The following is a 25,359-nucleotide window of genomic DNA, read 5'->3' as shown; positions in this document are numbered from 1 at the left end:
TCCAAGATGCCAGTATGAGAGCAGCTACGAGGGAGGCGGAGCATGTTCGACGAGCTCAGAAGACAGCAGGCACTGGAGGAACTCGGGATCCTGGACACCCCCCGGGATGAACGAGTCGATCGCGTGGCCCGCCTGGCGAAGCAGATGTTCGGCGTGCCGATGGTGAGCGTCTCTCTGCTCGACGGCGACCGCCAGTGGCGCAAATCCGAGATCGGCCTCGGCGGCGACGAGGCCCCGCGGCAGGATTCGTTCTGCGACTACACGGTCGGCCAGGACCGCACGGTCGTGATCGAGGATGCCAGCGCGACGGAGACGTTCGCCACGAACCCGTTCGTTGTCGGTGACCCGCACCTCCGGTTCTACGCCGGCCACCCGCTCCACGCACCCGGCGGCGAGCCCGTCGGCACGCTGTGCGTGCTCGACACGGAACCGCACTCGTTCTCGGAGGCGCAGCGCGGCCTGCTCCGCGACCTCGCCTTCTGGGTGCAGAGCGAGATCGCCTCCGACGTCGAACTCGATCAGGCCACCCTGATCCAGAGCGCCCTGCGCCCGCAGTCCATCCCCACGATCACCGGATACACGGTCGCGGGCGGCGGCGCCTCGCGCGGGCGCCTGGCAGGGGACTTCTACGACCTGCGCCTCCACGACGGGGCTCTGCGCATCACCCTCGCCGATGCGATGGGCAAGGGCACGGGACCCGCCATCGTCGCGGCCGGAGTGCGCGCATCGCTGCGCACGGCACCCGAACGCAGCATCGCCGAAGCGATCGCCGACGCCGACCGCCTTCTCGAGGAGGACCTCTCGGAGACGACGATGTTCGTCACGGCCGTCCATGCCGAGCTCCAGCCCGAGACCGGCGACCTGGAGGTGATCGATGCCGGTCACAGCCTGGCGTTCATCCTGCGCAGCGACGGCTCGTGGGAGCACCTTCGTTCGACCGGGCTGCCCCTCGGAATGGGCGCCGCACTGCCCGACCAGGGCGCTCGGGAGTCGCGGCGCACCCGCCTCGAACCCGGTGACGCGTTCGTCTGCTGCAGCGACGGGCTGCTGGACGTGCTCGACGCCGATGACCCGTTCGCCCACGTGGCCAGGGTGCTCGACACCCTCGGCCCCGACGGGGCGATCGGCGAGGCGCTCCGGCTCATCTCGGACGACAGGGCGACCGACGACATCACCGTGGTCGTGGTGAGGCGCGACGCATGACAGCTCGCTTCGCCGCGATCCGGGTGATCGCTGTTCTCTCGGTGCTGCTGGGAGTGAACTACGTCGCCTGGCGGTGGCTGGAATCGGTCAACTGGTCGGCGTGGTGGATCGCTGTGCCTCTCGTGGTCGCCGAGACCTACAGCCTGATCGACACCTTCCTCTTCTGCCTGACGATGTGGCGGGCGAAAGAGCGCCCGGCGCCCGTCTCGCCACCCCAGGGCACGGTCGACGTGTTCATCACCACCTACGACGAGCCGATCGAGCTCGTGATGACGACGGCCCGCGCCGCACGTGGGATCGCCTACCCGCACACGACCTGGATCCTCGACGACGGGGCCCGCCCCGAACTCGAGCGGGCGGCTCGCGAGGCCGACATCGGCTACCTCACCCGCTCCGACGACTGGACGGGCAAGCCGCGCCACGCCAAGGCGGGCAACCTCAACAGCGCGCTGTTCGAGACCGACGGTGAATTCCTCCTCATCCTCGACGCCGACCAGATACCCGACCCGCTGATCCTGCACCGCACCCTGGGGTATTTCGCCGACGATCCCGAGGTCGCCGTGGTGCAGACCCCGCAGTGGTTCGTCAACGTCGACGAGGCCGACCCTCTCGGCAGCCAGGCTCCGCTGTTCTACGGCCCGATCCAGCAGGGCAAGGACGGCTGGAACGCCGCGTTCTTCTGCGGATCCAACGCGGTGCTCCGTCGCGACGCCCTGATGCAGCTGGGCATCATCGGCTACGTGCGCGAGGTGACCGACACCGCGGCCCGCGCGCTGCGCACCTCTGAGACCCTGATCGAGAAGGAGATGCGCTCGGCGTCCGACCCCGAACTCCGTCGCGAGCTCTTCGCGCTGCACGTGGCGATCGGCCGGGGCCGTCGTGATCTCGCCGGCGGCGCCCCCGTCAGGGAGGTCGCGGACGCCGTGCTCGCCGCGGTGCACAACGCGTCGGTGATCCTCGTCGCGAAGGACCTCGCGGGGATCCGAGCCGATCTCGCAGAGCTCGGCTCGCTGCCGATCGCACACGACGCGCAGCTCGATGCGATCGTCGTCGACGAGGTGGGACTCACCGCACTCGCCGACTCCGACCTCTCCCCCATCAACGCGCTGGATGCGGTCAGGGCACTGCTCGACGCGCTCCGACTCGACCGAGGCGACGAGGCGCAGCCGATCCTCCCCCTCGCCACGATCTCGGTGACCGAGGACATGGCCACGGCCATGCAGCTGCACTCGCTCGGCTGGCGCAGCGTCTATCACCACGAGATCCTCGCCAAGGGCCTCGCCCCCGAGGATCTGCGCACGATGCTGACGCAGCGACTGCGCTGGGCGCAGGGCACCCTGCAGGTCATGCTGCGCGACAACCCGCTCGCCAAGCGCGGGCTGTCGATCGGCCAGCGACTGATGTACTTCGCCACGATGTGGAGCTACCTGTCCGGGTTCGCCGCTGTGGTCTACCTCACGGCGCCGGTCGTCTACCTCGTCTTCGGCGTGCTGCCGGTCACCGCCTGGTCGGTCGACTTCTTCGTGAGGTTCCTCCCGTACTTCCTCGTCAACCAGGTGCTGTTCCTCGTGGTGGCCAAGGGGCTGCGAACGTGGAGGGGGCAGCAGTACTCGCTCGCGCTGTTCCCTGTCTGGATCCGCGCCTGCTGGTCGGCGTTCGCCAACGTCGTGCTCCACCGCCCGCTCACATTCGCCGTGACGCGCAAGGACGGACGGGATCCACGAGGGGTGCCGTGGCGGGAGATCTGGCCGCAGCTGACGGCGATGGTCGTGCTCGGCATCGCTCTCGTGATCGGTGTGACCCGGGTCATCATCGGCACCGGCGACGGGACGGGCACTCTCGTCAACACGGTGTGGGTGCTGTACGACCTCGTCGTGCTCAGCGTCATCATCCAAGCCGCCCGCTACCGCGGACCGGCCCGCACCCTCGAGGAGGAGAACCATGGATCTCAGAACTGACATCAGAGACGGCTTCGCCGTGATCGCCCTGTCCGGCCGCCTCACCGCGACAGGAGCGCCTCTGCTGCGCAAAGCGGTCAACGACCTCGTGGCAGGAGGCGATTCCCGGATCGTCATCGACATGACCGACCTGCAGTTCGTCGACTCCTCTGGTCTCGGCGCTCTCGTCGGCGGACTCAAGAGCGCCAGGGTCGCGGGCGGCGATCTGCGCATCGCAGCAGTGCCCGAGGCGGTTCGGACGGTGCTGCACCTGACCAACCTCGACCGCGTCCTGCTCGACCACCCCACGCCCGAGACGGCGTTCGATGGGCGCTGACCGGCGCACCGCGCACGTCGCCGGCCTCGCTGGGCCCGCCTTCGTCGAGCACGTCCTCGACGCCCTCGACGCGCTGTGGGAGGCGTCTCCGCACGTGGCCCCGGAAGACCGCACGCTGTTCGCGCTGGCGGTCAGCGAGGTGTCCACGAACATCGCCGCGCACGGCGAGGCCGAGGGCGAGCCGGATGCCGGCATCACCGTCGAGGTCGACATCGCGGTGGCCGACGATGAACTCGTCGCCACCTTCGTCGACACGGCTGATCCGGCCAGGATCGACTGGGATGCGGTGGCGATGCCCGGCGTCGACAGCGAGAGCGGACGCGGTCTGGCCCTCACGACGGCTGTGCTCGACGACTTCGAGCACAGCGTCGATGCGACCGGCAACACCTGGGTGCTGCGACGCCGTCTCGCACCGCACGCCTGAGCCCGGCGCCTGGCGCCGCGCGGCAGCCGCTGTCAGGCGGCAGCCGCAGTCAGGCCGGCCGGTCGGCCAGTTCGCTGAGCATCCGATCGCGCGCGCCGTCGAGGTGCGCGGTGAGCACTGACGCCGCCTCCTCGGGCGTGCCTGAGCGCATCACGTCCATGAGCTTCATGTGGTCGTCGGAGGACTCGTGAAGGTCGTCGTCGTGGTTGATGGTGACCTCGAGAAGCGACGCGAAGGTCGGCAGATACTGACTCCACGCACCCTGCAGGCGCGGATGGTCGGCCAGCACGTAGATCTCCGAATGGAACTCGAGGTCGGCTGCGACGAACGCCGCATGGTCGCCCGCGTCCGCGGCCTGCCCCATTCTCTCGACGGCGGCCGCCATCGCCGCCCAGCGCGCGTCGTCGTCGACTCTCATGGCACGTGAGAGCGCGAGCTGCTCGAGAGCGCCGCGCAGACTGTAGAGCTGATCGACGTCGTCCTGCGAGAGACCCGTGATGTACACCCCGCGCGGACGCTGCACTTCGACGAGCTTCTCGAAGCTGAGCTGGGTGAGGGCGTCGCGGATCGGCCCCCGGCTCACCGAGAACTCCTCGGCGAGCGCCTCTTCGGTGATGCGCGCGCCGGGCGAGAGCTCGCCTCGGACGATGCGCTGACGCAGGACCTGCGCCACCTGTGCGCCGAGGGACTCTCCGCGCTTGACCGTCTGTGTCACGGTGACCTCCTGTTAACTGTTGACAGGATACACACCGGCCGAGGGGGCGTCCCGTGGAACGCCCCCTCGTCTCGTCAGCTGAGCCAGGCGGGAACCCGGCCGCACAGGAAGGCGCCGTCGAGCGAGAAGCGCCCAGCGCCCGTGAGCGCGAGAGCCAGCGCGGCTGCACCGAGCACGGCGACGAACTCGTATCCGCCTTCACCGACCCAGAGTCCCGCGGCGAGGTGCACGAGGACCAGCGCCACGACCATGTCGATCGCGAGCAGGATGCCGGCCAGGCGGGTGAAGAGGCCGAGGACCAGCAGGATTCCGCCGATCAGCTCGACGAAGGCGACGAACGGTGCCGCGATCTCGGGCATGGGGACCCCCATGCCCGCGAAGCTGCCGATCGTGCCGGGGATCGTGTATTCGAAGATCTTCTGCGCCCCGTGAGCGGTGAAGACGGCGCCGACCACGATGCGCAGGACGAGGAGTCCCAGCGAGGCGGCGGCGGAGGGGGCGGTGGTGTTCGTCATGAGGAGGTGTTCCTTCGTGGCAGGACACCGCGCGCCAGGCGCGGAGCAGGGGCTATCCCTCCTTCCACGCTATTCAGACGACTTTTCCGTCTCCTGTGCGCAGCTCGTCGCAGCCCCGCTCGCCGCGTCTTCCGTAGACTCGCCGGATGGGAGATGCGCCGTCTGGACGACGATGCGCACAGCCGGAAAGGGGCACGAGGCGAGAGTGAGGGCACGATCGGCGTTCGGCGTGCTGCGCTTGGCCACGGCCGCAGTGTGCACCGTCGCGCTCGTGCACCGGCTGTTCTGGGGCCTGAGCTCCCGATCGATCGCGGGAGAGAACTTCTTCGCGTACCTGACGGTCCAGTCCAATTGCGCGCTCGTGGTCGTGCTGCTGATCGGCGCGGTGCTCGCCTTCATCCGGGCGACGGATCCTCGCTGGTTCACGGTCGCGCTGGCGCTCGTGCTCACCTGGACGATCACGGCAGGACTCGCCTTCGCGCTGATCGTCTGGCAGGCGGGGCTCCGCGGCATCCGCGTCGACGTGCCATGGTCTGATCAAGTGCTGCATTTCTGGCTGCCTGCGTGCACCGCCCTCGCCTGGGTGCTCACACCGGGGCACCGCGGCGTGCCCTGGTGGGTGGTGCCGACGGCGCTCACCTTCCCGCTCGCGTGGGGCGGTGTCACGATGTGGCGCGGGCCGTCTGTGGGGTGGTACCCGTATTACTTCCTCGACCCCCGACAGGTATCAGGGCCTCCCGAATTCCTGCTCACCAGTGGGGTGGCGCTGGCGATCTTCGCGCTCGTCGCGACGTTCATCGTGCTCGTCAGCCGGATGCGGCGACGCGGTCAGGAGCGCCCGGAGGTCTGAGCCCGCTGCGGCCGGTGCGAGTCAGGCCGGTGCGAGTCAGGCTCGGGAGAGTCAGGCCGGTGCCGTGAGGAACGGTGCGAGCGAGGCGATCGCCGCCTCGAGCGCCTTCTGCTCGCTCATCTCGGCGAACGTGGCTGCCGCTTCTCCGCCGACGATGCCCACCACGACGTTCTCGCCCGTGGCCGGTGCGAGGTTGATCCAGGTGCGGATCAGCGCATCGCCGCCGACGACGTGCCAGAGCGTCGCAGCGGACTCGGCGTCAGCACCCTCTTCGGCGTCGCCTTCAGGGTCACCTTCGGGCTCGGGTGCCGACACGATCAGAGGATCGTCGAAGCGCAGCCAGACCGTCTCGATGAGTCCCATCCCGAGCTCGGCGATGGCACCGCGATGACCGAAGGGCAGCGCCGGAGCGAACTCCACGCCCTCGCCCTTCAGCACTCCGAGCGGCACCGTGATCAGGACCCGGTCGAACGACAGCGACTCCCCCGAGGCGATGCCGAGGCTGACGCCGGCGTCGTCGTAGGCCACGCGACTGACGGGCGATGAGAGGCTCAGCTTCGCGCCCTCGAGAAGCTCGTCGAGGGCCGGGGTCAGGTCGCCGAGAGGTGCCACCAGCTCGTCGGTGGGAAGCCGAGGGGGGAACCAGGTCGACTCGTCGGAGGCATCGGCCCCCGATGCGGCCGCGATCGAAGCGAGCAGCGCCGCGAGTCCCGGCTCGTCAGGATCAGCGCCCGCTGCCGTCAGCGCATCCTCGAGAGACGAGTCGGTCGGCCCCTGCTGGGCGGTGGCGATCGCCGCCTGCACAGGTTCGATCGGCACCGGCTCGACGTCTCCGTCAGTCGATCGCCACAGCGAACCCGAGATCGGAGCCGTCCGGATGTCACGGGCGTTGAGAGTCTCGAGCAGGACGTCGTCGGACGAGCCGAGCAGCCAGCCGCCCAGTTGCGCGGGGAAGGGCCAGGCCATGTCGTCGACCACCGAGTGCACGCGTCCGCCGATGCGGTCACGCGCCTCGAACACCGTGACCTGCAGCCCCTCGGCGACGAGTCGGGCAGCGGCGGCGGCACCGGCGAGACCTGCGCCGACGATCGCCACGCGCTCACCGCTGTCGGCGGCGCGAACGAGCTCGTCGGCGGCTCGATCACCGGATCGGAGCGCGGCGGCGATCGTGCCCGGCGCCTCGACGTCGGTCGCTTCGCCCGAGAAGAAGAGCCGGTCGTCGACCGGCTCGGCCAGCGCCTCGCGGGCCCTCGCCTGTGTGCCGACCGGAGTGAAGCTCGCAGCGCCGAGCGCGAACGGGTCGGTCGTCCACGAGCTGCGGGCGAACGCGGCGGGGGTGATCGCACCCGCGGTCGGCTTCGGAGTGGGCGAGCGATCGGGCGTGGGCGACGGCGCCGGCTCGGGCGTGCAGGAGGCCAGCAGGACTCCCAGGACACCGGCTCCGGCGCCCATCAGCAGTGTGCGACGCGTCATCCTCATCGTGTCGCAACGATACCGCGCGCGGGTGGCCGACGCGTGCGAGGACCCCTCCTGCACAGACTCGCCTACCGCTCGATCCGCCCCCACGCCTGCGGGATCATCGCGGTCGGGCCTCGTCCGATCACGCAACACTGCCATTCTGGCGCGACGTTCACAGGATGGAGACATGACGATGAACGAACCTCAGATCTGGACGCTCATCGCGGTGTTCTCCGCGACGATGCTGGGGGTCGTGACGGTCATGACCACGCAGTTCAGCAGAGTCATCCGGGCTGAGATCGGCCGTCTCGACGGCAGGCTCACCGGACAGATCAGCGGGCTCGAAGGAATGCTCACCGGCAAGATCGAGGCACTCGACCACCGACTCACCGGCAAGATCGAGGCACTCGACCACCGGCTCAGCGGACAGATCGAAGCACTCGACCACCGGCTCAGCGGACAGATCGAAGCACTCGACCACCGGCTCAGCGGACAGATCGAGTCGCTCGAGTGGCGGCTCAACGGCAGGATCGACGCTCTCGACTCGAAACTGACCGCGCGCATCGACACGCTCGACAAAGAGGTGGCCGACATCGCAACCCGATTCTTCGGTGCCGCCTAGCAGTCGTGCAGTTCGCCGACTATCAACTGCGGCCGCTGCCCGGGTGCCAGAGCACGACCTCGGCCGAGCGGCGGATGCGGCGGCCACTGGGCACCGGAATGACGCCGGCGGATCCCGCGGCGAACACGCGCATGCCCGGACGGTTGTCGCGCTCGGCACGCAGCGCGGCGTCGAGTTCGGCCACGCGGCTGCGCAGCATCCGGTTCTCGTCTTCGAGGTCGAGGACACGCGCGATCGCCGGAAGACTCATGCCCTCGGATGACAGCTGGGCGACCTCGCGGAGCTGTTCGATGTTGCGGGTCGAATAGCGACGAGAGCCGCCGGAGGTGCGACCGGGCACCACGAGCCCGATGCGGTCGTACTGCCGCAGCGTCTGCGGGTGAAGACCCGAGAGCTGGGCGGCGACGGCGATCGCGAACACCGGGGTGTCGGCGTCCACGCGCTGGTCAGCCACAGTGGATCACCTCCTCCTCGGTGTTCGCGTTCGTCATGATCTTCTAGCGCCGCGCCTTCGCCATGAGGTCGGCACGCGGGTTCTCCGCCGGCTCCAGCGACTGGAACTTCTCCAGCGCCTCCCGAGCGGCCTCGTCGAGGTGCGACGGCACCGCGATCTGCAGCTCGGCGAGCAGGTCGCCCGTGCCCTTCGAAGTGGCGACGCCGCGACCCTTGACGCGCAGGACGCGTCCGGACGGCGTGCCAGGTGCGACACGGAGCTTGACCGTGTCGCCGCTGAGCGTCGGAACCTCGATCGTCGCGCCGAGTGCCGCCTCGGTGAAGGTCACCGGCACGACCACGCGCAGGTTCAGCCCCTCGCGGGTGAACACCGGATGCGGTCGCACCGCGATCTGCACCACGACGTCGCCGTTCTCCCCGCCATCGGGCGAGGGACGACCACGTCCGCGGAGTCTGATCTTCTGCCCGTCGGCGACACCGGCGGGGATCTTCACCTTGAACGGCTTGCCGTCGTCCCCCTGCAGGCTGATGGTCTCACCCTGCACGGCGGTGGCGAAGTCGAGCGTGGTGCGCGCCGTGACATCGGCGCCCTTCTGGGGCCCGCCGAAGCCGCGGTATCCGCCGGAGGTCTGGCCGAATCGACCGGAGCCGAACGGGCCGCCCTGACCCTGGTTGAACATCGCGAAGATGTCCTCGAAGTCGGCGGACTGCTGCTGCCCGCGCCCCTGCTGCCCGAACCGGCTGAAGACGTCTTCGAAGCCGCCTGCTCCCGCACCGCCCGCCGTGAAGCGTGCGCCCGAGCCCATGGCGCGGATCTCGTCGTACTCCTTGCGCTGCTCGGGATCCGAGAGCACCGAGTATGCCTCGCTGATCTCTTTGAACTTCGCCTCCGCCTTCTCGTCACCCTGATTGGAGTCGGGGTGGTACTTGCGAGCGAGCTTGCGGTAGGTCTTCTTGAGATCAGCGTCGCTGACGTCCTTCGAGACCCCGAGGATCTTGTAGAAGTCCTTGTCGAACCAGTCCTGGCTAGCCATCGATCACCTACTCTGCGGGTACGGCGACGACGACCTTCGCGGGACGCAGCTCGACGTCACCGAGGCGGTAACCCACCTCGACGACCTCGAGCACCGTGGTCTTGTCGGCGCCCGGGGTGGGCTGCTGGAAGATCGCCTCGTGGCGCTGCGGGTCGAATTCCTCGCCCTTCTCACCGTACGAGACGACACCGAGACGCTCGACGACCGTGCGCACCTTGCCGGCGATCACGGCGAAGGGCGTGCCTTCGACCAGATCACCGTGCTGAGCGGCACGATCGAGATCGTCGAGCACGGGGATGAGGCCCTTGGCGGCCTCGCCCTTCGCGCGCTCGATCTCGACCTGACGCTGCTCTTCGGTGCGTCGGCGGTAGTTGGCGTATTCGGCCTGGAGCCGCTTGAGGTCGTTCAGCAGCGCGTTCTCGGCGTCGGCGATCGCGGCATCCCCCGCAGCGGCCTCAGCCGTCTGGTCGGCGTTCAGGATGTCGTCGATCGTGAAGTCCGCGTCGTCAGAGCCCTCCGCAGCCCGGGCCTCATCAGAGTCCGGGTTGTGCGGCGCGGGGCCGGATGCCTGAGCATCCGACCCCTCGCTGTGACCTTCGGCGGGCTCAGGAACCTGATTGTCGTCGAAGTTCTTGTCCGTCATGATTACTTCTTCTCGTCCTCGTCGTCGACGACCTCGGCGTCGATGACGTCCTCGTCGGAGGAGCTGTCATCGGCCGGAGCCTCGCCCGCGGCGTCGGCGCTCGGGGCGCCCTCCGCCTGGGACTGTGCGTAGATGGCCTCGCCGATCTTGCCCTGCGACTGGTTCAGCTTGTCGAACGCGGTCTTCACGGCCTCGTCGTCTTCGCCGGCCAGAGCCGTCTTGAGAGCGTCGACGTCGGCCTTGACCTCGGTCTTCACGTCCTCGGGCAGCTTGTCGTCGTTCTCGGTGATCAGCTTCTCGATCGAGTACGCGAGCGTCTCGGCCTGGTTGCGGACCTCGGCGGCCTCGCGGCGAGCCTTGTCCTCAGCCGCGTGCTCCTCGGCCTCGCGCACCATGCGCTCGATGTCCTCCTTCGACAGCGACGAGCCGCCGGAGATGACGATCGACTTCTCGGTGCCCGTGCCCTTGTCCTTGGCGGACACGTGCACGATGCCGTTGGCGTCGATGTCGAACGTGACCTCGATCTGCGGGATGCCACGGGGAGCCGGGGCGATTCCGGTGAGCTCGAACGTGCCCAGCGGCTTGTTGTCGCGGGTGAAGTCGCGCTCGCCCTGGAAGACCTGGATCGCGACGGACGGCTGGTTGTCGTCTGCCGTGGTGAAGGTCTCGCTGCGCTTGGTCGGGATGGCCGTGTTGCGCTCGATGAGCTTGGTCATCATGCCGCCCTTGGTCTCGATGCCGAGGCTGAGGGGGGTGACGTCGATGAGCAGAACGTCCTTGCGCTCGCCCTTGAGGACACCGGCCTGGAGGGCGGCGCCCACGGCGACGACCTCATCGGGGTTGACGCCCTTGTTGGCCTCCTTGCCGGTCTCGCGCTTGACGAGCTCGGCGACGGCGGGCATGCGGGTCGATCCACCCACGAGCACGATGTGATCGATGTCGGCGACCTTGATGCCGGCTTCGCGGATGACGTCCTCGAACGGCTTCTTGGTGCGGTCGAGCAGGTCCTTCGTCAGGTCCTCGAACTTCGCGCGGGTGATGGTCTCGCTCAGCGACACCGGACCCGACTCGGTCAGCGACAGGTACGGGAGGTTGATGCTGGTGCTGGTCGAGGAGGAGAGCTCCTTCTTGGCCTGCTCCGCAGCCTCCTTGAGACGCTGCAGGGCGATCTTGTCACCCGAGACGTCGACGCCGGTGGTCTCCTTGAACTGCTTGATCAGGTGGTCGACGAGGCGCTGGTCCCAGTCGTCACCGCCGAGGCGGTTGTCACCCGCGGTGGAGCGCACCTGGATGGTCGAGAAGTCGTCATCCTTGCCCACCTCGAGCAGCGAGACGTCGAACGTTCCGCCACCGAGGTCGAAGACCAGGATGAGCTCGTCTTCCTTGCCCTTGTCGAGTCCGTATGCCAGAGCTGCGGCGGTGGGCTCGTTGATGATGCGCAGGACGTTGAGTCCCGCGATCTCGCCGGCCTCCTTGGTGGCCTGACGCTCGGCGTCGTTGAAGTACGCGGGGACCGTGATGACGGCGTCCGTCACCGTGTCACCCAGGTAGGACTCGGCGTCGCGCTTCAGCTTCTGGAGGATGCGCGCGGAGATCTCCTGCGGCGTCCACTTCTTGCCGTCGACGTCGAACGTCCAGTCGGTGCCCATGTGGCGCTTGACGGATGCGATGGTGCGGTCGACGTTCGTGACGGCCTGGCGCTTCGCGGTCTCGCCGACGAGCACCTCGCCGTCCTTCGTGAATGCGACGACCGAGGGGGTGGTGCGGAAGCCCTCGGCATTGGCGATGACCTTCGGCTCGCCACCCTCGAGGACGCTGACGACGGAGTTCGTCGTACCGAGGTCGATTCCAACAGCACGTGCCATGTGATTCTCCTTAGTTGCTGAGGTTGATGTGGGTCTGGAAATCCGGGGCGATCAGGGAAACCTGAGTCGCGATGGCTCAACTGTACTCCGACCTCCGGACGCTGTCAAATAAAGTTGATATGAACCGGCTCAACTTTTGAATCGGACGCCTCGACCCCGCACATCCGCACCTGCGTCGAGGCGAGGATCTCGAAACACCGCCGTCACACGGCTCACCTAGAGTCCCTGCATGAGCCGCCCCATCCTCCTCGCCGTGTCGCACGGCACCTCGGATGCCGAGGGAGCCCGTGCCATCTCCGATCTGGTCGGCGCGGTCGCCGCAGCGATGCCCGAGGTCGAGGTGCGCAGCGCCTTCGTCGACGTGCAGCAGCCCGATGCCGCCGACCTGCTGCCGACGATCGACGGGCCCGTCGTGATCGTGCCGCTGCTGCTCTCGCGCGGCTTCCACGTGCATCACGACCTGCACGGCATGGCGGCGAAGAAGGCGGATGCCGTGGTCAGCGCCCCGATGGGCCCCGACCCCCGGCTCGCCGAAGTTCTCGCGGAACGGCTGTCCGAGACGCTCTCGACCGTTGCCGGCTCGAAGCACACCGAGGATGCGTCCGTGATCCTCGCCGTCGCCGGCTCGCGCGACCCCGCCTCGCTGACGGATGCCGAAGCCATGGCGTCTCTTCTCTCGCTGCGGCTCGGCAGAAGGGTCGAGCTCTCCTACCTCGCCGCGCGCGAGCCCGACCTGCCCCATGCGCTGCGCGAGCACCCCGACGCGGTCGTCTCGACATACCTGCTCGCCCGCGGCTTCTTCTTCGACCTCACCCTGAGGCAGGCGCCGGGCCGACGCGTCACCGCGCCCCTGCTCGACGGCACGACCGTGCCGCAGCCGCTGATCGACCTCGTCATCGCCCGATACGAGGAGGCGTCGGAGCAGCTGCTCACCGCACAGTCCCCCGGGGCCGCGCTGACGCCCGAGCCCGCACAGTCATGACCCTCGGCACGGTCACCCTGGTCGGAGCAGGACCCGGCGATGCCGGCCTGCTGACCCTGAGGGGGCTGCGCGCCCTGCAGCAGGCCGATGTGATCGTAGCCGACCGCCTCGGAGCCCGCGCCGTGCTCGCACAGCTCGCCGACGAAGGAGTGCAGCTCGACGCCGAGGTCATCGACGTCGGCAAGCTCCCCGGTCATCACCCGGTGCCGCAGGACGGCATCAACGAGCTGCTCCTCTCGCTGGCCCAGCAGGGCCGGCATGTGGTGCGGCTCAAGGGCGGCGACCCCTTCGTCTTCGGACGAGGGCGCGAGGAGCAGCTCTTCTGCGAAGCCGCCGGCATCGCGGTCGATGTCATCCCGGGCGTCACGAGCGCAGTGGCGGTGCCAGGTCTCGCCGGGATCCCCCTGACCCAGCGCGGCATCGCTGAGACATTCACCGTGGCCAGCGCCCACGACCAGATCGAGGCGCTCGGGGGCGGACGCGACCACACCGTCGTGCTGCTGATGGGAGTGAACACGCTCGGGCATTCCGCGCATGTGCTCGCCGCGGGGTCGCGCGGCGCCGACTGCCCGGTGGCCATCATCGAAGACGGGTTCGGTGCCCGACAGCGAGTCACGGTCGGCACCCTCGGCACGATCGCCCACCTCGCCGCGGTTCGACAGGTGCGATCCCCCGCGGTCGTCGTGGTCGGTGACGTGGTCGCGCTCAGCCCGCACGCCGGGATCAGCCCGAGTTAGGCGACCCTCAGTCAAGAGGTGGCAGACTGTCGTCAGCGGACCGATTCTCGCCCGATGAGCGCGTCCGTCGGCGGCGCCGCCATGGTCGGCGCATCCGCGCCCGGTCACACGGCGGTCACCGCTCTTCTCCCGGGAGCGCGAATGACTGACACGGACACCTACGACGTGCTCGTGATCGGCGGTGGCCCTGCAGGGCTGTCCGCCGCCCTCAACCTGGGCCGTTCGCTCATGCGCGTGCTGGTGGTCGACGCCGACCGTCCGCGCAACGCCGCCACGCTGAACTCGCACGGCTTCCTCACCCGTGACGGGGTGGCCCCGCACGAGCTGCGCCGCATGGCCCGCGACGAGCTCGCCGCGTACCCGAACATCGAGGTGCGCACGCGCGTCAGGGTGCTCGAACTCCGCAGATCGGCTCCCCCGGCGGATGCCGGGACGGATGCCGAGACGGATGCCGAGACGGATGCGGGAACGGATTCGGGGACGGATTCGGGGACGGATGCCGGTTTCACGGCATCCGTCGGCCGCAAGGACCCGACCGACGTGGTGACCGCTCGGAGCGTGCTGCTCGCGACGGGCCTGCGCGAGACCCTTCCCGACGTCCCGAATCTGCGGGGCTTCTACGGCATCAGCCTGTTCAGCTGCGCGGCATGCGACGCGTGGGAGCTGCGCGGGCGACGACTCGCCCTCATCGGAGAGACGCCCGACCTCGCCGACCGCGCCCGGCTCATCTCGCGCTGGACCGAGAGCCTCACCGTCTTCACCCTCGGCGCAGACACGGTCACGGCCGCGGAGGAGGCCGAGCTCGCCTCCACGGGGGTCGCCGTGCTGCGGCATCCGATCGCCGAGCTCGTCGGAGACCGCGGGCGCATCGAGGCGATCCGGCTGACAGACGGCACCGTCGTCGCGGTCGAGGGCGGTTTCGTGCGACCCGAGTGGCAGACCGATGTGTCATTCCTGCACGGGTTCGCCCCCGCCATCGACCACGACGGGCACCTCGTCACCGATCGGTCGGGCCGCACCGACATCCCGGGGCTCTATGCCGCCGGTGATGCGGCGATCCCCGGCCCCCAGCAGCTGATCGTCGCAGCAGGCGCGGGCGCGAGGGTCGCGTCGGTCATGGTGCACGATGCGGTCGGCATCGCCACGGCGCACTGAATCAGCCGGCATACCGGCGACTAGGCTGACCGGCATGACGCGCATCTCGCAGGCCCCGCAGCTCGCCCGCCTCGCCGCCCTCTCGGTGATCGCGCTGGCCGCGCTGCCGCTCAGCGGCTGCCTGTATGCGCAGATCCCCGTGAACGTGCCGGATGGCGACGGGCCAGAGCCCTCCCCGACTTCGATCCCGTCCGAGCAGCCCTCGGACGAGCCCGCCGGCGACCTGCCATCGACCATGACCTTCGCAGACGGTGCCGACATCCCTTCGGAGGCGTACATCCAGTGGGGCGACGGGCTCATCGCCGACGACGGCTGGAAGATCGTCAAGCCGGACGACGGCAACGGAGGCTGGACGTACGGCACGGTCGACGACACCTGCACGGCCCAGTTCTGGCAGGGGCTGATCCCCGATGTGCCGACCGTGGCCGGCGACGACAGCGTCAGCTCGGATGCCATGCTCGCCGTCATACTCGGCGAAGCGGACGCCGCCGCGATCACCCCGCTCGCGACGACGGGGTCGTTCAGCTATCAGGTCGGCGGCAACGCCGACGTCGAGAACCGCCAGGTCGTGGGCGAAGAGGGCGAACGCCGATGGGCGATGGCCGCACGGGCCTTCACCGCGACGGGTGTCGGACTCTACGTGATCGTCGACTGCACCGGTGGCGACCTGCAGGCCACGATGGCCGAGGTCATCGACAGCAACGCCGTCGTCATCCAGTGACGCCGGCCGCCCGGCATCCGCTCTGCTGACGCCGGGCGGAGATCACTTGCCGCCCGGCGGGCCCACGAGCAGCAGGATCACGTACAGCGCGACGATGCCGACGACGAGCAGGATCGCCAGCACCCACGGGCGGCGCAGGAACCAGCGCATGAGCCTGTCGTACCAGCGCGCATCGCGCGGGTCCTGCGTCTGCTCCAGCCGCCACTCGCCGGCCAGGCGGCCGGTGCGATGCAGCCAGATCTCCATGGGAATGGTCGCGTAGGGGACGATGGCGCTCGCCACGGCCAGGACCGCGACGCCGAGGTGCCAGCGCTGGTTGAGCGCGACGAGCACGGCGGTCGCCGCGTACGCGAGGAACACGAACCCGTGGATGCCACCGCCGATCGTGACGACGATTCCCGGCGCACCTGCGGCACGGGCGATGATCGCCGAGATCAGGATGGTCCAGGTGATCGCCTCCGCGATCGCGAGAACTCGGAACAGGCGGTCGGGTGTGCGGAACACGGGACTCCTCGGGTGGGGGTCCGTCCAGCGTATCCGGAATAGCTATGCGCCCCCGGGTGTTGCCGAACGCATGGTGACCGTCGACTCCGCAGCCCTCGGGCACGTGCTCGACTCCGTCGACCTCCGCGTCGGCATCGCCCGTCGCGTCGCCCTCGCCCCAGGCGGGCTCCTGCCGATCCCGTCGGGTTCGGCCACCCTCGTCTACATCGCCTCGGGCTCGGTGCACGGGCATCCCCCGCTGACCACCGGATGCCGCCTCGACGTCGACCCCGCAGCGCAGATCGTCGCGGTGGACGATCGCCCGCTGCACGCGAACCTGGTCGCCGGAGACGCGTTCCTGACGCTCGGCCGCTCGTCGATCGCCCTCGAAGCCGACGGGGTGACCGACCTCGTCGTCGTCGACCTCGAATTCTCCGACAGCGCCGCGATGATCGCCGCGCTCCTTCCCGATCCGATCACCGTCATGTCGTTCGCCGCGCTGGAACCGGCCGCAGCCGCACTCGCCGGAAGCATGGGCCCCACCGATCCCACGACCTGCCCGTCACGCCAGGGCGACCCGGTGATCTGCCGGATGATGGCGCAGACCGTGCTGCTCTCGGTGATCCGCGCATGGGCCGCCAACGGCTGCGCGCCGGCCGGCTGGCCCTCCGTGTCGAATGATCCGTTCCTCGACCGCGTCGTCGAGGCGATCCATGAGCAGCCCGGCCGCGACTGGACGGTCGAACGCCTCGCGAGCGTCGGCGCGATGTCGCGATCCGTGTTCGCCGAACGATTCCGCAGCGCGATCGGCCGCTCACCCGCCGACTACGTCACCGAGGTGCGCGTCGACGCGGCGAAGCGGATGCTGAGCGAGGGCCGCTCGGTCAGCGAGACGTCGCGCGAACTGGGCTACGCCTCCGACGAGGGCTTCAGCCGGGCTTTCCGCCGCCGCACGGGGATGACTCCGTCGGTCTGGCGGGCGACGCAGCTCACCGCCGTCCCTGCCTGAGCCGGCCCTGCCCGCCGCTCAGGCGCGCTTCGCCGCCGCGACGCTCCTGCGGTTCGACATTCCGAAGAGCACGGCGCCGACCAGCAGGGACACGGCCCCGAGCACGTAGACGAACTCGACATCGAGGGTGTCGACGAGCAGTCCGCCGACTCCGGCGGCGATCGTGATCGCTCCCTGGAATCCCACGACCACGAGGCTTCCGCCCGCCTCGAGCCGGTCGGGCGAGCGGTGCCCCACCCACGTGTTGATCACGAGCAGCCACGAGGAGAAGAAGAAACCCCAGACCAGCACGACGATGCCGATGCCGAGGACCGACCCCGAGAGGAAGATCATCGACAGCACCGACGCGGCGATCACCAGGGGGGCGAACACCGCGAAGAAGCCGAAGGTGCGGTCGATGAAGAACCCGAGCCCGAGGTTGCCGGCGAGGCCTCCGAGCCCGAAGAGGGCGAGAAGCAGGATGATCGTCGACGGCTCGATCTCGGGGATGCGTTCGAGCGCGAGTCGCACGTACGTGTAGGCGAGGAAGTGACCGAGCACGACGAGCACGTGCCCGACCATGCCGAGCCCGATGCCGGGACGACGCAGCGTGTCGACGAGGAGCCGGATGCTGGCGCCCTGCTCGGCCGGGACCGACGGGAGCATGAACCGCAGCGCCACGGCGAGCAGCACCATGAGGACGCCCGCGATCGCGAACACGGTCTGCCAGTCGACGATCTCGCTGAGCATCACACCGAGGGGCACTCCCGCGACGGTCGCGAGCGACACACCCGCGGAGGTGAACATGACGCCTCGCCCGAGGTGCTCCGGGCCCGCCAGGCGCACGGCGACCGTGATCGACATCGCCCAGAAGGCGCTGATCGCCGCACCCAGCAGGAACCGCGCGAGCAGCACGATGATGAGGTTGGGCGCGATCGCGACGATGAGGTTCGACGCGGCTGCGGCGAGCGCCATCCAGACGAGCAGCGAGCGCCGGTCGAGACGGGGGAAGATCAGCCCCACCGTCGGCGCCACGATCAGACCGACGAGCGCGGTGACCGTGACCGTCTGCCCCGCCTGGCCCGGTGTGACGCCGAGAGCGTCGGCCATCTCGGTGAGCACGCCGTTGGGCAGGAATTCGGCCGTGACGAGAAGGAACCCCATCAGCATCAGCACGATGAGTCCGCCGTAGCGGATGCTCTCGGTGCGGGCGGTCGTCACGGGTACGGGCGCGGTCGTGGTCATGGTTCAACACTCCCAGGCGCGGAGGCGGGTCGCCCGACGCGGCGTCCAGGGCATCCGACCATTCGTCCGGACTGCGGTGAGACCGGGAGATCCGGGTCTGGACAGCATCCGCCCGCGCCCCCTAGGCTCGACGACGCACCGGGTTCTCCCGGAAGGCCAGAGCGAGAGGAGTGGATGACATGAACACCGTCTCTGTCGTGCCCCTCGCCGACATCCTTCCTCTCGAGGCCTCTCGCTCCTGATCCGCGCGTGGCCTCCCTCTCTCGGAGCCACATCGTGTCTGATCTCTTCGCTTCTTCCGAAGCATCCTCTTCGTCCTCCTTCTTCGACGCATCCCCTTTCGATTCCGTCCCCACCTTCGCCGACGTCGAACCCGGTGAGCACCAGCGCTGGACCACCTGGCCGGCGATCACCCCGTCGGAGCGAGGGCCGCTCCCCTGGCCCGAATGGGTGGTGACGAGCGCCGGCGCACTCGACACCGAGCTCGGCATCCTCAAGACCGGCAAGGAGGCCGACGTGTTCCTGCTCGAGCGCGCGGTGCCGGATGACCCGACCCAGCGCACCCTGCTCGCGGCGAAGCGCTACCGCGACTCCGACCACAGCAGCTTCCACCGCTCGGGCGTCTACACCGAGGGCCGCAGCACGAGGAACACCCGTGACACCCGAGCCCTCGCGAAGAAGTCCGAACACGGCCGAGCCGTCGCCGCCCTGCAATGGTCGTTCGCCGAGTTCGACGCGCTGTGCCGCATGTGGGAGCTCGGCGCGCCGGTGCCCTACCCCGTGCAGGTCAACGGCACCGAGCTGCTGATGGAGTTCATCGGCGACGCGTCAGGAGTCGCGGCGCCCCGGTTGGCGGCCGTGCGCAGCGACCGGGCCGAGCTCGCCGGTCTCTACGATCAGATCGTCGATCTCATGCGGATCTTCGCCGCGGCGGGCTTCGCCCACGGCGACCTCTCGGCCTACAACCTGCTGGTGCACGAGGGTCGCGTGCGGGTGATCGACCTGCCGCAGATCGTCGACATCATCGCCAACCCCCAGGGCCTCGACCTGCTGCACCGCGACTGCGTCAACATCTGCGAGTGGTTCACCCGCCGCCGCGTCGAGCGCGATGCCGAAGAGCTCTTCGCCGAGATGCTCGCGGCGTCGTATGCGTGAGGGGTGTCTCCGACCCGACCGAGTCAGACGCGGCCGAGTCAGCTGCGGCCGATGCGGGCGGCGAGCAGCGACACCAGCTCGTACACGACGTGGCTCGCCGCGATGCCGGTGATCTGCGCATGGTCGTACGCGGGCGACACCTCGACGACGTCGGCGCCCACGATGTCGCAGTCTCCGAGGGCACGGAGGATGCGCAGCAGCTCGCGGCTCGTGAGGCCCCCGGCCTCGGGTGTTCCGGTGCCCGGTGCGTGCGCGGGATCGAGCACGTCGATGTCGATCGACACGTACAGCGGCCTGTCTCCGATGCGCTGCAGGATGCGCTGGATGCCGGCCTCGACGCCGTGCTCCTCGATGTACTCGCTCGACACGATCGAGAATCCGAGGCGCTCGTCGTCTTCGAGGTCCTGCTTCGAGTACAACGGCCCGCGGGTGCCGACGTGGCAGCTCGAGGTGAGGTCGATCAGCCCCTCCTCGCTCGCGCGGCGGAACGGCGTGCCGTGTGTGATCGGGGCGCCGAAGTAGGTGTCCCAGGTGTCGAGGTGGGCGTCGAAGTGCAGCACGGCGACCGGGCCGTGCTTCGCCGCCACCGCCCGCAGCAGCGGCAGCGCGACCGTGTGGTCGCCGCCGATCGTGACGATGCGCTGCACCTGCTCGCCGAGCGCGAGCGCGGCGCGTTCGACCTCGGTCACCGCCTCGGTGAGGTCGAACGGGTTGACCGGGATGTCACCGGCATCCACCACCTGCGCGACCGCGAACGGCGACACGTCCTGGGCGGGGTTGTACGGGCGCAGCAGCCGCGAGGACTCGCGCACGTGCGACGGGCCGAAGCGCGTGCCGGGGCGATAGCTCACGCCGGAGTCGAAGGGGATGCCCACGACGGCGATGTCGGCGCGAGGCACGTCTTCGATCCTCGGCAGGCGGGCGAAGGTCGCGATCCCGGAGTACCGGGGGTTCACGGAGGCGTCGATGGGGCCCACGTTCTCGGTCATGATCAGTCCTGTCTCTGCGTGGGGATGTGCACGAGCTGCACTCCGCCGGCGGCGATGGCGTCGCGGATGCTCGGCACGACGTCGTCTGGGTCGTCGACCCGACGCCCGGTGGCGCCGAAGGCGGTCGCCAGCGCCGCCCAGTCGGGCTGCACCAGGTCGACGCCGATGGGGGTCATGCCTCGGTCGACCTCGTTCTGACGGATCTCGGCGTAGCCGCCGTTGTCGACGCACACGATGGTGACGTCGCGCCGCTGTTCGACGGCCGTCACGAGCTCATTGACGCAGAACATCAGCGCACCGTCTCCGATCACGGTGACGACGGGATGCTCGGTCTGCGCCACCCTGGCGCCGATCGCGGCGGGAAGGCCGTAGCCGAGGGTCGCATAGGTGGGCGTGTAGAGCAGGGAGTGCGGATGCTGCGAGCTCAGCACGCTGCCGAGCGCCATGTAGACGATCTGCGAGGAGTCGCCGGCGACGATCGCGTCATCGGGGAGAGCGTCGGCGATGAGCTCGGCCAGCGCGACCGCCTCGGGGGCGGTGTCGCGCATCTCGGCCTCGATCGCGGCGCGCTCGGTGGTCAGGTCTCGAGCAGCCCTGCCCTCGTCGGGCAGCAGCGCGAGCAGGGCGGCGCTCACCGCGGCGGCGTCACCGACGATCCCCACGGTCGCGTCGAGGTTCTTGTTCCGCTGCAGCGGCGAGATGTCGATGCGCACGACGGCGCCGCGCGCCTCCAACCGCGGAGCCCAGAGTTCGGCCTCACCGAGCTTCGATCCGATGACGAGCACCACGTCGGCGTCTTCGGCCACCTCGCGGGCCGCAGCGAGACGCAGGTTCGAGCCGAGCGACAGCGGATGCCGCTCGTCGATGACACCCTTGCCGTTGAGCGTGGTGAGCACCGGGGCACCGAGGCGTTCCGCGAGTGCGGTGACCTCGTGCGCGGCATCGACCGACCCGCCACCCGCGACGATGACCGGCCGCTGCGCACCCTGCAGCAGACGTGCGGCATCGGCGAGAGCTGACGGATCACCCGACACCCGCGGAGGCATCACCCTGGGGTGGCGCGCCTCCGCGGGGACATCGGCCGGGGCCTCGAGCACGTCGAGGGGGATCTCGATGTGCACGGGGCGGGGGCGGCCGGTCTGGAAGAGCGTGAAGGCGTCGTGCACCGCATCGACCGCCTCGGCGGCGCTGGACACCCGGCGCGACCACTCGGCGATCGCGCCGACCATGGCCGTGGCATCCTTCGTCTCGTGCAGGGTGCCGACATCGGCGAACTCGGCGCCCAGCGGCACCCCGGGAGACAGCACGATCAGCGGCCGTGACTCGCAGAACGCCGTGCCGATCGCGCTCATGGCGTTCTGCAGACCGGGGCCGGAGGTCGTGATGACGACACCGGGAAGACCCGTCTGCTGCGCCCAGCCGTCGGCGCCGTAGCCCGAGCCCTGCTCGTGCCTGTTCGTCACCGCGCGGATGCCGAGAGAGGCGAGCGGGCGATACAGCTCGAGGTTGTGCGTGCCCGGGATGCCGAAGATCGCATCGACGCCGTAGGCGCGGATGGTCTCGAGCACCGCGCGGCCGGCGGTATCGGCGTAGCGGCCGGCGGTATCGGCGTAGCGCTCGTCTGTCATGGTCGCATCCTCGCTCATGCCGAGACCATGACTGCGGCGCCGACGTGGCGGCGTGTGCCGTCGACCCACGTCTCGCGCACGGCGATCGACGAGATCTCCTCGGCGTCGACGGCCAGCGGGTCGTCGGAGAGCACGACGAAGTCGGCGTACTTGCCGACCTCGAGCGAGCCGAGGTCGTCTTCTCGGCCGATCGACACGGCGCCTTCGATCGTGTGCGCGCGCAGAGCCGAGAGGGCGGAGACCCGCAGATCGTCTGGCCCGAGCTTGTGCCCTCGACGGGTCACGCGGGTGACGGCCGTCTGGATCGCCTCGAGCGGGATGGGCTCGGCCACCGGAGCATCCGACGAGATCGTGAACGGCACCCCCGCCCTCTCGAACTCGCCGAGGGGGTTGAAGCGCTCGCCCGGGGTGCCGATCGCCTCTTCGACGCCCTCGCCCCAGTTGAAGTAGTGCTGGGTCTGGTTGACCGGGCGGATGCCGGAGGCCGCCATCCGGTCGATCTGCTCGGGCGTCGGCAGACCGCAGTGCTCGATGCGGTGCCGCGCATCGGAGTCGGGCCGCTCGGCGAGCGCCGCCTCGATCGCCGACACGACCATCTCGATCGCCGTCGGCGACTGCGCGTGTGTCGCCGTCTGCAGGCCCGCCGCGTGCGCCCGGCTGATCAGCGCCGCGTATTCGGCGGGCTCGTGATACAGCTGACCGGTGCGGCAGGGGTCTCCGACATACCCGTCGGGGAAGTACGCCGTCCAGCCGCCGAGCGTGCCGTCGGCGTAGAGCTTGATGCCGGCGAAGCTGAGGTGGGCGTTGCCGAACTGCCCCACGAGACCCATCTCGAGCGCCTCGTCGAGCAGGTGCGACAGCAGGTACATCGACACCCGCAGCTCGAGGCGGCCGGCCTCGGCGAGACGCAGATACATGTCGAACTCGCGTCGGGTGACCTGACAGTCGCCGATCGAGGTGACTCCCCCGGCGAGGAACCGCTGCGTGGCGGCATCCAGCTGACGCAGGTGCTCCTCCGGCTCGTCGGCGAGGTGGAAGTTCGGTCCGTGGTGGCCGATCTTCACCCCGTGCACGCCGGTGAGGATGTTGCACGCGGCATCCGAGAGCTCGCCCGTCAGCTCGCCGTCGGCGTCGCGGAAGAACTCGCCGCCGTCGGGATTCGGCGTGTCACGGTCGACGCCGTTCTTGGTGAGCGTGTACGAGTTGACGACGCCGCCGTGGCCCGAGGCGTTCATCAGGTAGACCTCTCGGTCGGCGGCGACCTCGTCGAGCTCGAAGCGGGTGGGATGCCGCTTCTCGGCGAGGTTGCGCTGCTCGTAGCCGTAGCCGCGCACCGGGCGTCCGGCGGGTGCGTCCACCGCCGCCGCCTTCAGCAGCGCCACGATCTCGGGGATGCTCTCGGCCTTCTCGGGTCCGCAGTCGACCCACGTCATCAGCTGCCCGAACATCAGCGGGTGGGCGTGCGCATCGACGAAACCGGGCACGATCACCGCGTCACCGAGGTCGACGTGGTCGGGTGCGAGCCCCGCGCGCTCCGCCGCGGCCCGGCACTCGGCCGGGGTGCCGATCGCGAGGATCCGGCCGCGATCGGTGAGCATGGCGGTCGCCGTCGTGGCATCCGCATCCACCGTCCGGATCACGCGAGCCGTGAACAGCTGCGGGATCGTCTGGGCGGAGCGGTCGAAGGGAGTGAGCTTTCTCATGGCAGCCTGTTCGCGGTCGTGTCGGTGCGGGCGGTGAAGGATGCCGTGACCGGGGCCTCATCCGAGTGCTGCGGGGCGAGCTTCGTGCAGATGCCGGCGATCACAGCCATGCCGGTGAACATCGCGAGGACCGACCAGATGTTGCCTGTCCAGGCGATGAGCTGCGTCGCGAACCAGGGCGAGAATCCTGCCCAGATCGCGGCACCCACGCCGTAGGACAGCGCGATCGACGTGTACCGGGACTGCGGACGGAACATCTGGGCGAGCAGGGCGGCGATCGGGGCGTAGGTCGCGCTCATCGCGATGCGCACCAGCGAGGCGAAGAGGAAGATCAGCGGCTCGACGCGTCCGGGGAGGATCAGCAGGAACGGGACGAAGGTGAGCACCGAAGTGATCAGACCGATGTACATCACGTTCTTGCGGCCCCACTTGTCGCCCAGCCAGGCGACCGGCAGAGTCACGACGAACTCGACGAAGGAGGCGATCGTCATCGCGTCGAGGATCACGCGCTCGTCGATCGCGATCGGGTCGCCCGTCGCATAGGCCGTGGCGAAGGTCGTCGCAAGGTAGTAGCCGCCGGTCGAGATGGGCAGGATGCCGATGCCGAGCAGGATCGGACGCCAGTTGGTGCGCAACGCGTAGGCCAGGGGCATCGACTGCTTGCGCCCCTCGATCTTCGTCTCGAAGACCGGGGTCTCCTCGACGCGGTAACGCACCCAGAACCCGACGCCGACCAGCACGATCGACAGCAGGAACGGGATGCGCCAGCCGCCGTTGATGATGAAGTCGTCTCCGACGCGCGACATGATCGCGAAGATGCCCGAGGCCAGCAGGGCGCCGGCCGGGTTGCCGAGCTGAGTGAAGCCGCCGTAGAAGGTCTTCGACTTCTCGGGGGCGTGCTCGACGCTCATCAGCACGGCGCCGCCCCATTCGCCGCCGACCGCGAGGCCCTGGACGGCACGGAGCAGGATCAGGAGGATCGGAGCGAGGATGCCGATGTTCTCATACGTGGGCAGGCAGCCCACGAGCACGGTCGCCGCGCCCATGAGCAGCAGCGTGATGACGAGCGACGTGCGCCGGCCGAGCTTGTCGCCGATGTGGCCGAAGATGATGCCGCCGAGCGGGCGGACGAGGAACGCGACGGCGAACGTCGCGAAGGCCGCTGCGGTCTCGGCGAGCCGGTCGCCGCTCGGGAAGAACAGCGGACCGAAGACGAGGGCGGCAGCGGTCGCGTAGACGTAGAAGTCGTACCACTCGATGGTGGTGCCGACGAAGGCGGCGAAGCCTGCGCGTCGCGCCTTGCTGTGGGTGGAAGTCATGTGTGGCCCGCTCCTTTGCGGAAGATGTCGGATAGCGAAGGATGCTACGGACGTGTGGACGCGAGGACAAGGTCAGAACTCCAGTGTGAAGCCTGATTCACTGATGTTGTGCTCGCTGGATCACGCACTAGTCGCCTACCCAACCGCCGCAACGGCTCTTACACTGCAGTTATGCACCTGCGGCGGCGCGTTCGCGGG

At 69.2% G+C, this 25,359-nt stretch carries 25 protein-coding genes; 12 read left to right on the top strand and 13 right to left on the bottom strand.

Going from position 1 to position 25,359, the window contains the following annotated elements:
• Positions 1-42: 42 nt before the first annotated feature.
• The 4 genes from OB895_RS13220 to OB895_RS13205 are packed head-to-tail and all read left to right on the top strand — an operon-like array spanning position 43 to position 3,901.
• Positions 43-1,203 (top strand): PP2C family protein-serine/threonine phosphatase, encoded by a 1,161-nt coding sequence (locus tag OB895_RS13220; protein ID WP_309691797.1) that lies wholly within the window; start codon positions 43-45, stop codon positions 1,201-1,203.
• Positions 1,200-3,161: a glycosyltransferase family 2 protein gene (locus OB895_RS13215; protein ID WP_309691800.1), complete on the top strand. Its 1,962-nt coding sequence runs from the start codon at positions 1,200-1,202 to the stop codon at positions 3,159-3,161. Before OB895_RS13220 ends, OB895_RS13215 begins: the two co-directional genes overlap by 4 nt.
• The gene (locus OB895_RS13210) at positions 3,145-3,477 is read left to right on the top strand and encodes an STAS domain-containing protein (RefSeq protein ID WP_042536831.1); all 333 of its coding nucleotides are present in this window, start codon (positions 3,145-3,147) and stop codon (positions 3,475-3,477) included. Before OB895_RS13215 ends, OB895_RS13210 begins: the two co-directional genes overlap by 17 nt.
• Positions 3,467-3,901 (top strand): ATP-binding protein, encoded by a 435-nt coding sequence (locus tag OB895_RS13205; RefSeq protein WP_052492811.1) that lies wholly within the window; start codon positions 3,467-3,469, stop codon positions 3,899-3,901. Before OB895_RS13210 ends, OB895_RS13205 begins: the two co-directional genes overlap by 11 nt.
• Positions 3,902-3,950: 49 nt before the next feature.
• Here OB895_RS13205 and OB895_RS13200 read toward each other — a convergent pair whose 3' ends face one another.
• Positions 3,951-4,616 carry a GntR family transcriptional regulator gene (locus OB895_RS13200; protein WP_042536832.1) on the bottom strand — a complete coding sequence of 222 codons (666 nt, stop codon included), beginning with the start codon at positions 4,614-4,616 and terminating at the stop codon, positions 3,951-3,953.
• A gap of 74 nt (positions 4,617-4,690) precedes the next feature.
• Positions 4,691-5,131 carry a DoxX family protein gene (locus tag OB895_RS13195; protein ID WP_311877927.1) on the bottom strand — a complete coding sequence of 147 codons (441 nt, stop codon included), beginning with the start codon at positions 5,129-5,131 and terminating at the stop codon, positions 4,691-4,693.
• 205 nt (positions 5,132-5,336) lie between these two features.
• On the opposite strand from OB895_RS13195, the gene OB895_RS13190 reads away from it, so the two are divergent.
• On the top strand, positions 5,337-5,981 hold the full coding sequence (locus OB895_RS13190) for a Pr6Pr family membrane protein (RefSeq protein WP_056374645.1): 645 nt from the start codon (positions 5,337-5,339) through the stop codon (positions 5,979-5,981).
• A 51-nt stretch (positions 5,982-6,032) separates the two neighbouring features.
• Here the strand turns inward: OB895_RS13190 and OB895_RS13185 are convergent, their stop codons facing one another.
• A complete protein-coding gene (locus OB895_RS13185; RefSeq protein ID WP_311877926.1) occupies positions 6,033-7,454 on the bottom strand; it encodes an FAD-dependent oxidoreductase in 1,422 nt (473 codons plus the stop codon).
• Positions 7,455-7,626: 172 nt separating this feature from the next.
• Between OB895_RS13185 and OB895_RS13180 the strand changes: the two genes are divergently transcribed.
• Positions 7,627-8,061 (top strand): hypothetical protein, encoded by a 435-nt coding sequence (locus OB895_RS13180; RefSeq protein WP_311877925.1) that lies wholly within the window; start codon positions 7,627-7,629, stop codon positions 8,059-8,061.
• Positions 8,062-8,083: 22 nt separating this feature from the next.
• Here the strand turns inward: OB895_RS13180 and OB895_RS13175 are convergent, their stop codons facing one another.
• The 4 genes from OB895_RS13175 to dnaK are packed head-to-tail and all read right to left on the bottom strand — an operon-like array spanning position 8,084 to position 12,056.
• Positions 8,084-8,515: a heat shock protein transcriptional repressor HspR gene (locus tag OB895_RS13175; RefSeq protein WP_042536837.1), complete on the bottom strand. Its 432-nt coding sequence runs from the start codon at positions 8,513-8,515 to the stop codon at positions 8,084-8,086.
• 43 nt (positions 8,516-8,558) lie between these two features.
• Entirely contained in the window at positions 8,559-9,548 is a 990-nt protein-coding gene (locus OB895_RS13170; protein WP_042536838.1) for a DnaJ C-terminal domain-containing protein, read from the bottom strand.
• A 7-nt stretch (positions 9,549-9,555) separates the two neighbouring features.
• The gene (locus tag OB895_RS13165; protein ID WP_042536839.1) at positions 9,556-10,191 is read right to left on the bottom strand and encodes a nucleotide exchange factor GrpE; all 636 of its coding nucleotides are present in this window, start codon (positions 10,189-10,191) and stop codon (positions 9,556-9,558) included.
• A gap of 2 nt (positions 10,192-10,193) precedes the next feature.
• The gene (gene dnaK / locus OB895_RS13160) at positions 10,194-12,056 is read right to left on the bottom strand and encodes a molecular chaperone DnaK (RefSeq protein WP_042536840.1); all 1,863 of its coding nucleotides are present in this window, start codon (positions 12,054-12,056) and stop codon (positions 10,194-10,196) included.
• Positions 12,057-12,285: 229 nt separating this feature from the next.
• On the opposite strand from dnaK, the gene OB895_RS13155 reads away from it, so the two are divergent.
• From OB895_RS13155 to OB895_RS13140, 4 genes are all read left to right on the top strand, one after another.
• On the top strand, positions 12,286-13,038 hold the full coding sequence (locus OB895_RS13155; protein ID WP_079113731.1) for a sirohydrochlorin chelatase: 753 nt from the start codon (positions 12,286-12,288) through the stop codon (positions 13,036-13,038).
• Positions 13,035-13,775 (top strand): uroporphyrinogen-III C-methyltransferase, encoded by a 741-nt coding sequence (gene cobA, locus OB895_RS13150; protein WP_079113732.1) that lies wholly within the window; start codon positions 13,035-13,037, stop codon positions 13,773-13,775. Before OB895_RS13155 ends, cobA begins: the two co-directional genes overlap by 4 nt.
• Positions 13,776-13,916: 141 nt before the next feature.
• Positions 13,917-14,930 carry an NAD(P)/FAD-dependent oxidoreductase gene (locus tag OB895_RS13145; RefSeq protein ID WP_079114078.1) on the top strand — a complete coding sequence of 338 codons (1,014 nt, stop codon included), beginning with the start codon at positions 13,917-13,919 and terminating at the stop codon, positions 14,928-14,930.
• Between the two features lie 34 nt (positions 14,931-14,964).
• Positions 14,965-15,651 carry a hypothetical protein gene (locus tag OB895_RS13140; RefSeq protein WP_311877923.1) on the top strand — a complete coding sequence of 229 codons (687 nt, stop codon included), beginning with the start codon at positions 14,965-14,967 and terminating at the stop codon, positions 15,649-15,651.
• Positions 15,652-15,693: 42 nt separating this feature from the next.
• Here the strand turns inward: OB895_RS13140 and OB895_RS13135 are convergent, their stop codons facing one another.
• Complete coding sequence (locus tag OB895_RS13135) at positions 15,694-16,155, bottom strand: DUF3817 domain-containing protein (RefSeq protein WP_079113734.1); 462 nt, start codon at positions 16,153-16,155, stop codon at positions 15,694-15,696.
• Between the two features lie 70 nt (positions 16,156-16,225).
• Between OB895_RS13135 and OB895_RS13130 the strand changes: the two genes are divergently transcribed.
• A complete protein-coding gene (locus tag OB895_RS13130) occupies positions 16,226-17,143 on the top strand; it encodes a helix-turn-helix transcriptional regulator (protein WP_079113735.1) in 918 nt (305 codons plus the stop codon).
• Between the two features lie 18 nt (positions 17,144-17,161).
• On the opposite strand, the gene OB895_RS13125 is transcribed toward OB895_RS13130, so the two are convergent.
• A complete protein-coding gene (locus OB895_RS13125) occupies positions 17,162-18,367 on the bottom strand; it encodes an MFS transporter (protein WP_079113736.1) in 1,206 nt (401 codons plus the stop codon).
• A gap of 276 nt (positions 18,368-18,643) precedes the next feature.
• Here OB895_RS13125 and OB895_RS13120 point away from each other — a divergent pair, with 276 nt between their 5' ends.
• Complete coding sequence (locus tag OB895_RS13120; RefSeq protein WP_311877922.1) at positions 18,644-19,522, top strand: serine protein kinase RIO; 879 nt, start codon at positions 18,644-18,646, stop codon at positions 19,520-19,522.
• A gap of 38 nt (positions 19,523-19,560) precedes the next feature.
• On the opposite strand, the gene speB is transcribed toward OB895_RS13120, so the two are convergent.
• From speB to OB895_RS13100, 4 genes are read right to left on the bottom strand one after another with little or no spacing between them, the layout of a single operon-like run.
• Positions 19,561-20,511 (bottom strand): agmatinase, encoded by a 951-nt coding sequence (speB, locus tag OB895_RS13115; RefSeq protein ID WP_309691848.1) that lies wholly within the window; start codon positions 20,509-20,511, stop codon positions 19,561-19,563.
• Positions 20,512-20,513: 2 nt separating this feature from the next.
• Positions 20,514-22,139 carry a thiamine pyrophosphate-binding protein gene (locus OB895_RS13110; protein WP_311877921.1) on the bottom strand — a complete coding sequence of 542 codons (1,626 nt, stop codon included), beginning with the start codon at positions 22,137-22,139 and terminating at the stop codon, positions 20,514-20,516.
• A 14-nt stretch (positions 22,140-22,153) separates the two neighbouring features.
• Positions 22,154-23,842 carry an amidohydrolase gene (locus OB895_RS13105; RefSeq protein WP_042536850.1) on the bottom strand — a complete coding sequence of 563 codons (1,689 nt, stop codon included), beginning with the start codon at positions 23,840-23,842 and terminating at the stop codon, positions 22,154-22,156.
• On the bottom strand, positions 23,839-25,161 hold the full coding sequence (locus OB895_RS13100) for an MFS transporter (protein WP_042536851.1): 1,323 nt from the start codon (positions 25,159-25,161) through the stop codon (positions 23,839-23,841). The genes OB895_RS13105 and OB895_RS13100 overlap by 4 nt, the downstream gene beginning before the upstream one ends.
• Between the last annotated feature and the right edge of the window lie 198 nt (positions 25,162-25,359).

The sequence above is a fragment of the Microbacterium forte genome (assembly GCF_031885415.1).
In the GTDB taxonomy this organism is placed as follows: domain Bacteria; phylum Actinomycetota; class Actinomycetes; order Actinomycetales; family Microbacteriaceae; genus Microbacterium; species Microbacterium forte.
Note: the sequence above shows the minus strand (reverse complement) of the source record. Positions and strands in the feature narration are given on the sequence as shown.